Here is a 13,123-nt window from a genome sequence, read left to right as displayed (position 1 = left end):
CAGCCCTGGCAAGCCGTAGCCAGCCCTGGCAAGCCGTAGCCAGCCCTGGCAAGCGCAGCAGGCCGCACCAAGTCGTGGCCACCTCCGGACATCTCGCGCTCGCCAACGGCTCCGCCCGGCGATGCGACGTGGCGCGTGCCGGTTGCGCTCCAGGAAGTGCGGGGTGCCCTGGACCGGTGTCCCGCCCCTCCGCCGCTGGTCCAACTCCGGCTCCATGCGACCCGGCGCCCAGCGCGGCGGTAGGCACCGAGACGCCACCTGCAGCATGCGGTGAGCAATCTCGTTGACGCAACCATTGGCTAGGAGTAGGCCGGAATCTAGGTCGCCCGAGTCGTGCCGCTGCGCGGCGGGATCGCGGCAATCCAGCCAGGAGGCTCAGATGACTGACTCGCGAGACGGTGAGACAGAACCGGAAGCCGGTCATTTGGCGGGCGACGATCACCCTGAGGGCCGAGGCGCGTCGAAGCCGGACGCTGACGGCCTAGATGACGACTCGTCTGACATGTTCGCCGTGGATGGCCACCTCATCCAAATCAGCAACTCCACCGGGCATAAGTCCCTCAGAATTGACGGTCGGAATGAGTCATACGAGATCACCGGCGCCGGATACTCACTTCGGTCCGACATCTACGCACACCCGTCGTCAACGCTGCTCGAAGCTGCTGCCAACTTCGTCGGAGCTGCCAATGCGAAAGCCACGCTGATCTCGAGGCGGTTCGACCAGGCCGTCACAGGCGAGATCCCCACCGAACTCGAGCTCGCGCCTGCCATCCGCTGCGGGCGCCGGGACTTCATGCAGTTGAGCCCCCAAGCTCAAGCCGATTTCGGAGCAGCGCTGAACTGGCTCTATGAAGACAACATCATCCAGAGGTTCGCCAAAGAGCACGAGGAGAGCTGGCATGACGTGCACTTCGGTCCAGCGTTCTTCCCATGGCACCGTCACTTCTTACTGCGGTTCGAAACCCTGCTTCGTCGCGTCAACCCCAGCGTGTCCTTGCCCTACTGGGACTGGACCCGGGAAAGCGACTCGCAAGATATCGACACCGGACCGTGGAAGACGGTCTTCGGAGGCGCCGCCGGGCGCGGCGGGATCGTCTCCTGGTCGGTTGACCGGAGCCCAGGACATCATCCCGGCGGCTACCTTCCAACGCTCAAGGACATCCGGTCGTCCATCCTCAGTTTGGACTACTCCAGTTTCCGGAGTATCGAGGGCGAGCACCATTCAGGTCCTCACATGTGGGTCGGTCCGACGATGGCGGGTCGGACCTCACCGCTCGACCCGCTGTTCTACCTGCACCACTGCAACCTTGATCGGCTCTGGTCGATCTGGCAGAAGAACCACCCGGACGCTAACCAATACAACTTGGTACGCAGCTCTTGGGATGAAACCCCCCAGTACTCATCCGACGTTGCTATTGATGCGCGCATGGCCGGCGGCGCCACACCCAGATCCATGCTCGACCACCATCGGTTGGGGACGATCTACTTCAGGGACCAGAGGCTCGAAGCGCCGACGGAGGTATCGCCCGATGTCGTGGTCACTGGTGACGACGCGACGGTGCTCAGGGTCGTCCCACGCCTCATTACCTTTTGGACCGAGGTCGGGGCGGTGGAAGCCAGGACCCTAGTGATCCGTAACATCGGCACCCGCTCACTCGAAGTCAGCGTCCCTGAGCAAGATGAGGGTCCGTTGGGGTGGGTGGGGTTCGAAGGATGGATTCGCCCCTGCCGCGAAGTGCGGCTGCCAGTCTGGTTCCTTCCGACGGCGGTCGGCGAGGTGCGCGCGCTCCTCACCGTAACGAGCAACACCGGAACTAACCCTCAGGAACGCAGAGTTACGAACGTCAGGGTCGTCGGCACCGGAGCGGATCGTCCACTTCACGAATAGGGAGCTGAGTACCAAACCCTCGTGTGCTGCAAGCGGACACTTCGGAGGTGGAGAAGTCTGTGAGTGCGGGAGTTCGGGAGTCTGGCACTTCGTGCCCGCCTGGCACCCCGCTGCGCGCGGTGACAAGCCACGACAACATCAGAGCCGCTGCGCGGCACTGATCTCTTAAGGGGTTTCCCCTCCCGGCCCGATCCATTCTGAGCCGCCCGGGCTCCACGCAACCCCGGCGCTACGCGCCGGCCTCCACCAAAACCGGCGACTCGGCGCTCGCAAGCTCGCTTCATTCCTCCCCGCCGGCCCCGGCTCCAGCCGGTCCCCGAGGTTGCCCTCCGCCCTCCACAGCGGCTCGACATTTCTCTTGCCCGGGAGGGGCGAACAACAGTCGCCGACCCAGACGGCGCACCCACGCCCGGGCAGGAAGGAGCCACCCATGGCTCACACCCCCACGCCCCGCGCGGTCGACCCCAGAACGCTGCTGGTCGACCTCAACGTGCGTACCGACCTCCGTCTCGACGCCGACTTCGTCGCCTCGATCAAGACCTACGGCGTACTGCAGCCCATCGTCGCCGCTGAGACCGACCAGGGCCTGCGGGTCCGCTACGGCCACCGCCGCACGGCCGCTGCCGTCGAAGCAGCCCTCGACACCGTGCCAGTCGTCGTCATCCCCCTCACGGCAGGCGACGGTGACGCCGCTGAGATCGAGCGGATCCTCACCCAGCACGCCGAGAACCACCACCGCGCAGGACTGACCGTCGCCGACGAGGCGAAGACCGCCAAGCAGCTGGCCGCCTTCGGCCTCAGCGCCGCGCAGATCGCCAAGAAGACCCACACCCGCCGCGAGCACGTCGAGGTCGTTCTCCAGATCGGAAAGAGCGACCTGGCGGCGGCCGCCGCCGACCGCTACGACCTGACCCTCGACCAAGCCGCCGCCCTGGCCGAGTTCGACGGCGACGTCGAGACCGTCAAGGCACTGGTCGCCGCCGCCAAGACCGGCCAGTTCGCCCACGTCGCACAGCAGGCACGCGACGAGCGACGCCGTGCTGAGCAGCAGGCGCCCGTCCTCGCACGGCTCACCGAGGAGGGCGTCATCCTCCTCGAGCAGCGCCCCGCGTACAGCAGCATCGATCGGGCGTTGGGAGACCTCCGCACACCCGACGGCGCCAGGATCGCCGCCGAAGACCACGCCGCCTGCCCAGGTCACGCCGCCTACCTGTGCGAGACAACCACCTACACCGACCCCGACGGGACACCGATCCCCACCGACCGGTGGGGACGCCCAGACTTCGGTGACGACGTCGACGAGGACGAGGCCGAGGCCCGCTGGGAGGCGGCGATCGCCGTGGAGACCTGGGAGCCGGTCTACGCCTGCTCCGGGTACGCCGAGCACGGCCACATCACCGACCAGCAGTGGTGGAGTCGCCCGCAGGGTAGCGGCAAGCCACGCGCGGACGAGATGAGCCCCGAAGCCCGCGAGGAAGCACGACTGGCACGCAGACTCGTGATCGACAACAACAAGGCATGGAAGTCAGCCAGGGCGGTCCGCCGCAGCTGGGTCACGACCTACCTCATGCGGAAGACCCTCCCCGAGGGAGCAGGCACATTCATCGCCTACGCCCTCGCCAAAGACGCCGACCTGCTCACCGACTCCTCAGCCAACGACATCGCCGCCGACTGGTTCGGCGTAGAGAAGGCCGCGTCCTACGGCCGCAGCGCCTCTCTTGTCGCAACCGTCGAGAATGTCAGCGACAAGCGGGCACAGGTCCTGGCGCTCGGTCAGGTGCTCGCAGGCTACGAGGCGCGCAGCAGCGACAGCGCCTGGCGCGAAGACGGCGACCACTCCCCCACCGGCCGCTACCTCCGCTTCCTCGCCACCCTTGGCTACACCCTCAGCGAGGTCGAGGAGTACGCCACCGGCGACCGAACCGTCTAGACGCTCCACTGGTGGGGCGGCACCCAGCCGCCCCACCACCCAACTCGTACGGACGCGACGACACGCCCCGCCCCTCATGGGCGTTCCGGACCCTCCGCAGCGTGCTCGGTCGAGCCTGTCGCAGCGGCTCCAACCCCGTCACGCCGCACGCCCCCACGAAGAGCCGACGCGCCGAACACGCTCCCCCACCCCAGCGCCCCGACCGCCTAAAGTCCGTTACTGCCGAACTAACAGAGTTCCGAACTAACGAACTAACAGAGTCCCGGACTAACAGAGTTCCGAACTGACAGAGAGCCGGAGTCAATCATGAGGATCATCGCCGTTGCCGGCCAGAAGGGCGGGGTCGGCAAGACCACCACCGCCATGAACCTGGCCGCGGTCGCCGCCGAAGGAGCTCGCGTGCTCCTGGTCGACGTCGACCCCCAGCAGTCCGCGACCTGGTGGGCCGACCAATCCGACGACAACCTGCCCTTCGACGTCGCCGACGACACCGACCCCAACAACCTGGCCCGCCTCCGCGCACTCCCCTACGACTTCGTCTTCGTCGACACCCCCGGCAGCCTCGAGGGACAGGCAGTCATCGACGCCGTGCTCCGCAACGCCGACTTCGCCGTGCTCCCCACCGACCCCGCCGCTCTCGCCATCGGACCGCTGATGCGCACCATCAAGCAGGTCGTGGTTCCGCGAGGCGTCGATTACAAGGTCCTCATCAACAAGGTCGACCCGCGGATCCCCAGCAAGCTCGAGGAAGCCCGCGACCTCCTCGACGCCGCCGGCGTCTCCCGCTTCGCCAACCACGTCCGCATGTACAGCGTTCACGAACGCGCACCGATCGAGGGAAAGGTCGTCACCCAGTACGACAACGACCTCCGAAGCGCCCGAGCCGCAGACGACTACCGCCGGATCGCGGTTGAGATGTTCGCTGGCTGGACGATGACCACCGAGTCGGCCGCACTGACGGAGGTCAACTGACATGGCACGCAAGAAGCTCGGAAGCCTCCTCGAGAGCGCAGACTTCGGCACTCCGGAAGTTACAGACTCACGGACTCCGGAAGTTACAGACTCACGGACTCCGGAAGTTACAGACTCACGGACTCCGGAAGTTACGAAGTCACAGACTCCGGGAGTCCGGAGGTCGCGACCGCCGCTCGCCGCCGTCGAGCGCGACGCCGGCGGCACGGGCCCGCGCTACCTGACGATGCTGCGCAAAGAGGTCCGGTTCCGGCCCGAGCAGGCCGACGAGCTGGCCGACGTCGCCCGCCAGCTCACCCGCGCACGTAACGGACAGGGGGAGCGGATCACCGACAACACCCTGATCCGTGTCGCGGTCGACCTTCTGCTCGCACGCCGCGCCGAGCTGCACGGCACCGACGAGGCCGAGCTCCGCGCCTCGCTCGGACTGTAGCCCCACAGACTGGCGGCTCCCAGCCGCCACTGAGGGCCCGACCTTCTGGGTAGGTCGGGCCCTCCTTCATGCGCCCTGCGACAAGGCGACTGGCGCCCGCGGCAGCCGCGGGTCGGTGCGGCACGGCCTCACGATTCGAGACGCTCTTCGAAAGCCCTTGCGGGTGGTGCGCGCCGCCGACCATGGTGTCAAGCATTTCAATGCAGACAGCAATTTAGGGGATCCATGAAGAAGCGTATGAAGGCTGTTCTCGCGACGGTAGGGCTGGTGGCGTCGGCCGGGGCGATCAACGCCTCACCTGCTTCCGCTGCCGCCTGCGGCCCGAACCCAATCAACGTGTACATCACGGGCGGCGAGTCGCACTACACGATCAGGTGCGCCAATGACGGCGGTGTCATCTATGTCACCGTCGAGGGCTGGCTGAAGGACACCAAGTCCGACGGCAAGTGCATCCAGGTGAAGGCCTGGATGGACAGCCTGTATAGGTACAGCAACAAGGCATGCCCGAAGGGTGAAGTCGAGACCTTCAGTTGGAGGGCGCGGGGCAGCAGCGCCAACGTCTACACCTACGCGATCGGCTAGCGACGCGGAGACGGATCGGGCGGCGGCGCGACACACGGTCACACCGCCGTCCGTCTGTGAGTCCGGAAGTAACAGAGTCTGGTAGTCCCTGACCGCTCGCCTGGTGAGAGGCGAGAATCGAGGCGTGCCCTCGCGTCGCCTCAGCCCAGAAACCGCACTCTCGGTGCGGCTCGATGCGCTCCTGAGCCGAAACGCCTTCACTACCGATCCCGGCCCCGTCGTCGAGGCGCTCCACCAGCTTGCCGGCGACCGGCCGCACCTCGCGGAGGAAGCCGCGGGGCGTTGGGTCGGCTGGCACGGGGCAGACCTGCCGCCGTACCAGCCGCTGGTCGAGGCGCTCCGGCCTCTCGCAGACAGCACCGCGGCGGCCGCTGCGCGCCAGAGGCGGCGTAGCCCGCACGGTGGGGATATCGGCCCACCAACTCCGTGAGTCTGTAAGTCTGTGAGTTCCAGAGTCTGGCACTTCGTGCCCGCCTGGCACCCCGCTGCGCGCGGTGACAAGCCACGACAACATCAGAGCCGCTGCGCGGCACTGATCTCTTAAGGGGTTTCCCCTCCCGGCCCGATCCATTCTGAGCCGCCCGGGCTCCACGCAACCCCGGCGCTACGCGCCGGCCTCCACCAAAACCGGCGACTCGGCGCTCGCAAGCTCGCTTCATTCCTCCCCGCCGGCCCCGGCTCCAGCCGGTCCCCGAGGTTGCCCTCCGCCCTCCACAGCGGCTCGACATTTCTCTTGCCCGGGAGGGGCGAACAACAGTCGCCGACCCAGACGGCGCACCCACGCCCGGGCAGGAAGGAGCCACCCATGGCTCACGTCATCGCTTCGTGGGACTTCGACCCCTGCACCGAGCACGCCGACCTCGACACCACACGCAGCAGCGTCGAGGAGTTCTTCGACGCCTACGTCATCGCCGAGGGCTGCGCGAACTGCACCACGACCGTGGCTGGGGGAGTGATCGCGCCGGAGCCGACCGTGCTCCGCAAGCGGGTCAACCACTGACCTGGTGGGGGCGCGAGCAGAACCTGCCGCGCCCCCACCAGCACCAACAGACCACCGGGCTCTGTCACTCCGTCAGTACCGCAGTCACAGAGTCCCGTACTTCCGAACTCCCCACGCCAAAGGAAGGAGTCACTCATGGCTCACAGAATCGTCGCCAGCACCCTGGCCGAGCAGGTCGCGGCCGCCGTCGTCAACATCGGCATGGTCCCCGAGCAGGGCTGGACGGTCGCCAACGTTGTCGACGCCGCCAACCCTGACGCACCCAACGGACTCATCCTGGAGACCGCCGACCTGATCGCTGAGCCGAGCTGCCTCACCGACGTGATGCAGTACCTGGCCGCATCCTCGCTGATCGTGATCGTGTTCGGCACCTACGACGACGGGGTCGCCGTCGACCAGGCGCTGCGTGAGAGGACTGGCCTCACGGTGATGTCCGTGATCGCCACCGACCTGATCGAGGCACGCTGCACCTGCGGCTGCGGGTCGAGCGAGCCCGTCGATCTGGAGAGCAACCGGATCATCGCCGAGGCCGTCGCCGCCGGGATGGAGATCCCCAGGCCACGCCACGACATCGACCAGGCGCTGACCCCAGGCCGCTTCGACCAGCCGGTCACCCTCGAGTGCGCCCTGTCGATCGTCGAAGCCGTCGCAGATCGGCGCGCCTGGGCCGACGAGGCCATCGCCACCGTCGCCGGTGTCCTCAACGATGAGGCAGCCGTCGGTGACCGCGACGTCGTCGACCACCTGGTCGCGGCGAGTCTGCTCATCCCGGTCAGAGACCTCTACATGTTCCAGGTCACCGTCACGAACGCGCGGGCGGCGTGGCACCTGTTCACCGACCTCGCCGGTCACGCCGAAGGAGAGGCCGCACGCAACCTGCTCGGGCTCGCCGCCTTCGCCGCCTGGATGGACGGCAACGGCCACGCCGCACGGCTGGCCTGCGACGCCGCAGACAACGCCGGCGACGAGGCCCACACCCTGGCCGACCTGGTCCGGATGGCAGCCCGGCTCGGGATGAACCCCGCCCACTGGACGCCGCCGGCCTCCGACGTCCTCGAACGCGCGCTCGAGACCCTCTAGTCCGATCGGTTGGGGTGCCCGGACCAGCCGGGCACCCCAACCCGGGGGAGCGGAGCCGCTCCGCGGCGCTGACTCGTCGCCGGCCTCCGGCCGGAGAATCCCGGGCAGTCACAGACTCCCGTACTGCCGGACTCTGTGACTCCGGCACTGACAGAACTACGAACAGCGCACCGAGCCCCCCAGACGCCGCGCTCCGCGCGGTCTATCGAGACGACCTCACGAGCTCGGCCGACACACCACCACCCACGCCACAACGGTGGCAGCCGGGCCTACCAGCGGCTGTCTCAGCGTCAAGGGCGAGATGTACCGGCTACGCCGGCCCTTGACCCCGAGCCTCCACGCCACTGGACAGACGGCCATACCGGGCAGGCAGCAAGCAGCCGCCCGGCCCAACCGGCCACCACCACCGGGTGCAGCCTCACCCACCAGCGAAGGAGAGACCGATGCTCACCACCACGACGATCTTCGAAGGAAACCTCGCAGCCGACCCCGAGCTGCGCTTCACCCCCAGCGGCAAGCAGGTCGTGGAGTTCACCGTCCTGGTCAACGGCCGCCGGCAGAACGACGCGGGGGAGTGGGAAGACCGCGAGCCCAACCGGCACCAGGTCAAGGCCTTCGGCACCCTCGCGGAGAACACGGCCGGCTCGCTGCAGAAGGGCGACCGGGTCATCGTCGCCGGCAACGTCACCACCGACAGCTGGGACGACAAGGAGACCGGAGCCAAGCGCACCATGCAGAAGGTCCTCGCCGACGCCGTCGGGATCTCCCTGCGCTGGGCCACCGCCGAAGCCGTCCGCAACATCCGCACCGACGAGAAGATCTGACACCACCAGCTGGGGGAGGGCTGCCACTGGGGGCAGCCCTCCACCCATGCTCACTCTCACGGAAGGCCGACCACGGTGTCCAGGCCAACGGCCCCGTTGAGGTCGGCGTTGGTGAAGTCGGCGCCGGTGAGGTCGGCGTTGGTGAGGAAGGCGTTAGTGAGGTCGGCGCCGGTGAGCTTGGCGCGGGTGAGGGTGACGCCGCCGAGGTAGGCGCCGGTGAGGTTGGCGCCGGTGAGCTTGGCGCGGGTGAGGGTGACGCCGCCGAGGTAGGCGCCGGTGAGGTTGGCGCGGGTGAGGTTGGCGCCGCCGAGGTTGGCGCCGCCGAGGTTGGCGCGGGTGAGGTTGGCGCGGAAGAGGTTGGCGCCGGTGAGGTTGGCGCCGTTTATGTCAACTGTCGAGTTGATCCAGCTTTTCGGTCGTGTGAGGAGACTCAGTGCGGCCGCCACGTCGGTCTCAGGCGCGGTCGGTGCGTCTGTCTCCGGTGTGGCAGAAGGGCGTGCTCGGGTGCGGTCGCGGACGAAGGCGCATATGACTTCGAGGATCGTGTCGCGATCGCGTTCGGAATCGACCGCGATGCGGTCGAGGGAGTAGAGGCCTCCAAGACGAATCGCGATGCTGGTGTGGCCAAGCTGCTCGACGGCACGGGTGTAGCGCTCGGTGACGTTGCTGTCGCGGCCGAGCTGGGCGCTCTCGCGGTCGAGCTGGGCGCTCTCGAGGGCGAGCTTGTGGTTCTCGAGGGCGAGCGTGTGGTTCTCGCGGTCAAGATGGTGTCTCATCGCGGTGTAGAACAGGCCGATCGCGGCGGCGATGCCGGCGAGCGTAGCGAGGACTGTCCGGCGCTCGTTCGCGACCGCGTCGGCGAGGTCCTTGCCCTTCAGGCGGCCGCCGCCGCTGATGTCGACGAGCACGAGCGGGACGGACACCAAGATTGCAACGGCGGCCGTGGTGAGAGCGATCGCGGTCGCTATTGGATGTGCCTTCATGAATCCCCACACACGACTGCTAGTCATGGTCGGAGTCTTTCAGCGGCGCTCAGCGCGGCGGTGGCTTTCGAGGGACTCGGCTCAGTCAGATTTGCGAGGCCGGCCAGCGGGTCGCCGGCGTTCCTCGATTCCCTCGAGCGACGAAGCGCTCCACACCGGCGCACCGTTGAGGGTTCCGACCGGGTCGGGCAACCAGTCCACGCCCCGCCACCGTGCGCCGCGGAGGGTCGAATGCGCGATGCCAAGACGTCGAGCCAACCGCTCCACGTCGTACAGCCCTGCCGGCCCCGGGCCAGGATCCTCCGGCGGCTCCCGATCAACCATGAACCCACGATATCAGGACGCAAGTGTTGAGGTTTTCTGATAATATGAACGCAAGCGTTCGCTACTAGGGGGAGTCGCATCGATGACGACCGCACCGATGTCCGAGAACCTGCACCACCCGGGGTTCACCGTTCCACGGCGAATGACCATCTCGACCGAGTCCAGGATCCTGCTCTGGATAGCACTCGTCGGCGCGATCACCCTCAGCACTGTCACGTTCATGCTCAGCTTTGCGGGGCTGCATGACGTCGCCGCGTGGGCCAACATCCGCCCATCGCTGCGGTGGGCAGTCCCGGTCTTCATCGACGGCGCGATCATCGTCTACACCGTGGCCGTGCTCGTCGAGCGCGGGCGAGGGCAGACCCCTTGGTTCGCCTGGATCGCCCTCGTCGCCTTCACCGTCGTGTCGGTAGGTGCGAACGGCTCGCACGCCTGGGCAGTGCATGAATCCATCACCTGGCAGACCTGGGTGGGAACCCTCATCGCCGCGCTCCCTCCTCTCGGACAGCTCGCCGCGACGCACACCATCGCGCGACTGGTCGTTGATCCGGACTACGTTCCGCATCCGATCGCCGGCGAGGTCCCTTCGACGGCACCGAGCAAGGTGACCGCGCCGGTCCAGATCGAAGAGGCCCGGATCTCCGCGACTCCTTCCGTGACGTCCCCACAACCGGATGTGGCTGCTCAGCCATCTGCAGACCTCCTCGAGGAGCGCCGCCCCGTGACGGCGGCCCCTACTCGCGGACTCGAGATCGCGACGGCACGGGTCGCCAGGCCCGTGAACACGCTCGACATGCGGCCGAGTGACATCGCCGGCGATGAGAAGACCGCACGTGATCGACAGATCGTCGAGCTTCACCAAGAGGGACTTTCGCAGCGAGAGATCGCCGCCCGGATCGGGTGCGGCAAAAGCACCGTGGCTCGGGTGCTCGAGCGAGGCCCCAGCCGATGACGCGGAAGACGCGTCCCGATGCTTTCAGACCCACGCGAAGGAGTAATCATGACCACGAGTACCGAGACCTACAGCCTCGAGTTGGCCAGGGTTAAGAGGTCGGCGTCGCAGGTCGACCTCAGGGCCCTTGAGCGCGTGCTCGAATGGGGGCGCCTGCGTGACGCGCCTGCGCTCGTGCGCGGCAAGCGCAAGGAGCCACCCTCGCCCGCGCTCTTCTTCCTCAGTCTTCTCGCTCTTGCCCTTTGTGGCTCCCTGGTCGTCGCCGAACCGGGCTCGTGGGATGCGGAGATGCGGGACCAAGTCCAGGTGTGTCTCTGGCTATCAGCCGCCCTTACCCTCGGCGCGGGCGTTTACTGGCTGGAGGCGCGAGAGGAGAGGTACCACTGGTCTCCCGCGTCTGACTACATCGAGATCGTCGAACTCCCAGCCGAGTCAGCTGAGGGCCGCAACTGGCACCGCGCCATCGCCGCGGCCAACGGGATCATGACCGCGAAGGCTAGGCATTCAGGAGTTCTCAGGGTGCACCGTGTGCTGTTGGATGTCGACGCTGAGGTCGCCGAGATCCGTCGGCGGACACTGGCGATCCTCGCCCTGCGCGCAACCTCGGCCGATCTGCCCCCGGCCGCGAGGGAACGGTTTACCAGGTCCCTGGACTCAGCGAACCAGTCCACAGCCGCGCGAGTTGACGCGCTGGTCAGGTACCACCGTCACCTGCAGGACCTCGACCGCGAGACAGCTCGACTGGCCGCCCTCGAGAACTCCGAGCGCGCACAGGAGCGTCTCACCGAGCTCCTCGCCGGCACGGGAGCAGACGACCACGCCATCGACAACCTCGACACGATCGGCGCCGAAGTCGCCGCAAGTGCTGAGGCGATCCGCGAGAGCCTGCGGTTGATTGGAGAGGACGTCGTCATCCTCGAGGCGGCGACCCGCACCATCAACGCCGCAGAAAGCGGCGATCTCGACCCGTCGCCCGAGGAAGACCCATTGTCATCGGGCTTCCCTAGCATCACCAACGAAGGATGAGGAGACGGCCATGCTTGAACCCGAGGAGGGACGACCTATGAAGACAGAGCGTCAGGGGAAGGGGCCACTGGGCGCAGGGCTCTTCTTGATCGCCGTCAGCGTCGTCGGCATGACTGTTGCCGGCATCTCCGCTTGGGGGAGTGCCCAAGATAAGGAGTGGTTCGTCGTCGGCCTCTTCCTCGTCGTTGCGGTCATTTTTCTACTCGTCGGCGTGCTCGGGCTCATGAAGCTCGGCCGTCCTGACGGCGGCCCCGCCGGCACGGCCACCAACGAGAGGTTGTGAGATGACGAACCGCGCGACGTCTTCGCTACGAGTTGCGATCACGCGAGTTGTGGCTGCACCGGTGAACGCCTTACGAACACCCATGCCTACCGACGAGCAGATGGGTCTCATTCCACCGCCCGGAGACCGATGGCCGAGCGACGCCGCGGCACACCTGGCGAAACGACTCCGACTCGCGTGCGCAGAAGCAACCGTGCGGGTGGAGGACTTCCGTAGCCTCACTGGACCGAATAGTCATCTTGGGAAGCAGACCCTTGGCCGTGTCACGGCAGCTCGGGGCCAGGAGTGGGAGACCTACCAGGTCTGGCTGGTCTCGGCATTCGACCGCCTGGCCAGCGGCGTCCCCGCCGCGACCATCACGTCGGACTGGAACGCGCGGCTCGGCCGGCTGCGCAAGATCAAGCCCAGATACGCCGCCCAATAACGATCGTTTCTGGGCAAGAAGCGTTACCGCCTCGATGTCGCCGACACGCCGAGCACTTTCGTCCCGAAAGACTGGACCGAAACCATAACGGCCCGAAACTGCCCTTTGACCCTTTTCGGGAATATAGTGGATCGAGACCCACACGAGGGAGATGGTCATGGCCGAGAAGTTCGACGTTGAAGAGCGCTGGCCCGAGCTGTTCGAGCAACTCGACTCGACTCAGCGCCGGGCCGTACGGCAGTCGCTCGCGGCCGCCTGGCACGAGGGTTGGATCCCGAACCGAGAGGATGTCGAGAACCTGACCGACGAGGCTCGGGGCGCTATCGACGAAACCGAGTACCTGCGCCGTGTGCGAGAGGCTGCGTTGCGAGCAGCGCGAGCACCGGTCACAACGGCGCCATCCGTCTCGAACGAGTGACCAC

At 67.0% G+C, this 13,123-nt stretch carries 14 protein-coding genes; 13 read left to right on the top strand and 1 reads right to left on the bottom strand.

The window, feature by feature from the left end; genetic code table 11:
- Nucleotides 1-379: 379 nt before the first annotated feature.
- From KV100_RS19190 to KV100_RS19155, 8 genes are all read left to right on the top strand, one after another.
- Complete coding sequence (locus tag KV100_RS19190; RefSeq protein ID WP_220344798.1) at nt 380-1,888, top strand: tyrosinase family protein; 1,509 nt, start codon at nt 380-382, stop codon at nt 1,886-1,888.
- Between the two features lie 430 nt (nt 1,889-2,318).
- On the top strand, nt 2,319-3,818 hold the full coding sequence (locus KV100_RS19185) for a ParB/RepB/Spo0J family partition protein (protein ID WP_220344797.1): 1,500 nt from the start codon (nt 2,319-2,321) through the stop codon (nt 3,816-3,818).
- 306 nt (nt 3,819-4,124) lie between these two features.
- Nucleotides 4,125-4,790 (top strand): ParA family protein, encoded by a 666-nt coding sequence (locus tag KV100_RS19180; RefSeq protein WP_255566383.1) that lies wholly within the window; start codon nt 4,125-4,127, stop codon nt 4,788-4,790.
- Nucleotides 4,791-5,016: 226 nt separating this feature from the next.
- The gene (locus KV100_RS19175) at nt 5,017-5,223 is read left to right on the top strand and encodes a hypothetical protein (protein ID WP_220344796.1); all 207 of its coding nucleotides are present in this window, start codon (nt 5,017-5,019) and stop codon (nt 5,221-5,223) included.
- 225 nt (nt 5,224-5,448) lie between these two features.
- Nucleotides 5,449-5,805 carry a hypothetical protein gene (locus KV100_RS19170; protein ID WP_220344795.1) on the top strand — a complete coding sequence of 119 codons (357 nt, stop codon included), beginning with the start codon at nt 5,449-5,451 and terminating at the stop codon, nt 5,803-5,805.
- An 805-nt stretch (nt 5,806-6,610) separates the two neighbouring features.
- On the top strand, nt 6,611-6,805 hold the full coding sequence (locus KV100_RS19165) for a hypothetical protein (protein WP_220344794.1): 195 nt from the start codon (nt 6,611-6,613) through the stop codon (nt 6,803-6,805).
- A gap of 135 nt (nt 6,806-6,940) precedes the next feature.
- A complete protein-coding gene (locus tag KV100_RS19160; protein ID WP_220344793.1) occupies nt 6,941-7,885 on the top strand; it encodes a DUF4192 family protein in 945 nt (314 codons plus the stop codon).
- 443 nt (nt 7,886-8,328) lie between these two features.
- Nucleotides 8,329-8,709: a single-stranded DNA-binding protein gene (locus KV100_RS19155; protein ID WP_220344792.1), complete on the top strand. Its 381-nt coding sequence runs from the start codon at nt 8,329-8,331 to the stop codon at nt 8,707-8,709.
- 56 nt (nt 8,710-8,765) lie between these two features.
- Here the strand turns inward: KV100_RS19155 and KV100_RS19150 are convergent, their stop codons facing one another.
- Nucleotides 8,766-9,719, bottom strand: a complete 954-nt coding sequence (locus KV100_RS19150; protein ID WP_220344791.1) for a pentapeptide repeat-containing protein — start codon at nt 9,717-9,719, stop codon at nt 8,766-8,768.
- A 379-nt stretch (nt 9,720-10,098) separates the two neighbouring features.
- On the opposite strand from KV100_RS19150, the gene KV100_RS19145 reads away from it, so the two are divergent.
- The 5 genes from KV100_RS19145 to KV100_RS19125 all read left to right on the top strand — a co-directional run bounded on the left by KV100_RS19145 (nt 10,099) and on the right by KV100_RS19125 (nt 13,119).
- Nucleotides 10,099-10,968: a DUF2637 domain-containing protein gene (locus KV100_RS19145; protein WP_220344790.1), complete on the top strand. Its 870-nt coding sequence runs from the start codon at nt 10,099-10,101 to the stop codon at nt 10,966-10,968.
- 48 nt (nt 10,969-11,016) lie between these two features.
- Nucleotides 11,017-11,994, top strand: coding sequence for a hypothetical protein (locus KV100_RS19140; RefSeq protein ID WP_220344789.1), 978 nt, complete (start codon nt 11,017-11,019; stop codon nt 11,992-11,994).
- Between the two features lie 10 nt (nt 11,995-12,004).
- Nucleotides 12,005-12,277 carry a hypothetical protein gene (locus tag KV100_RS19135; RefSeq protein WP_220344788.1) on the top strand — a complete coding sequence of 91 codons (273 nt, stop codon included), beginning with the start codon at nt 12,005-12,007 and terminating at the stop codon, nt 12,275-12,277.
- A 193-nt stretch (nt 12,278-12,470) separates the two neighbouring features.
- Nucleotides 12,471-12,701, top strand: coding sequence for a hypothetical protein (locus KV100_RS19130; protein WP_220344787.1), 231 nt, complete (start codon nt 12,471-12,473; stop codon nt 12,699-12,701).
- Between the two features lie 157 nt (nt 12,702-12,858).
- Nucleotides 12,859-13,119, top strand: coding sequence for a hypothetical protein (locus KV100_RS19125; RefSeq protein ID WP_220344786.1), 261 nt, complete (start codon nt 12,859-12,861; stop codon nt 13,117-13,119).
- Nucleotides 13,120-13,123 lie beyond the last annotated feature (4 nt).

Origin of the sequence: Mumia sp. zg.B21 (assembly GCF_019550855.1) — a bacterium.
In the GTDB taxonomy this organism is placed as follows: domain Bacteria; phylum Actinomycetota; class Actinomycetes; order Propionibacteriales; family Nocardioidaceae; genus Mumia.
The sequence above is the reverse complement of the archived record's forward strand: the minus strand, read 5'-3'. Positions and strand labels throughout refer to the sequence as shown.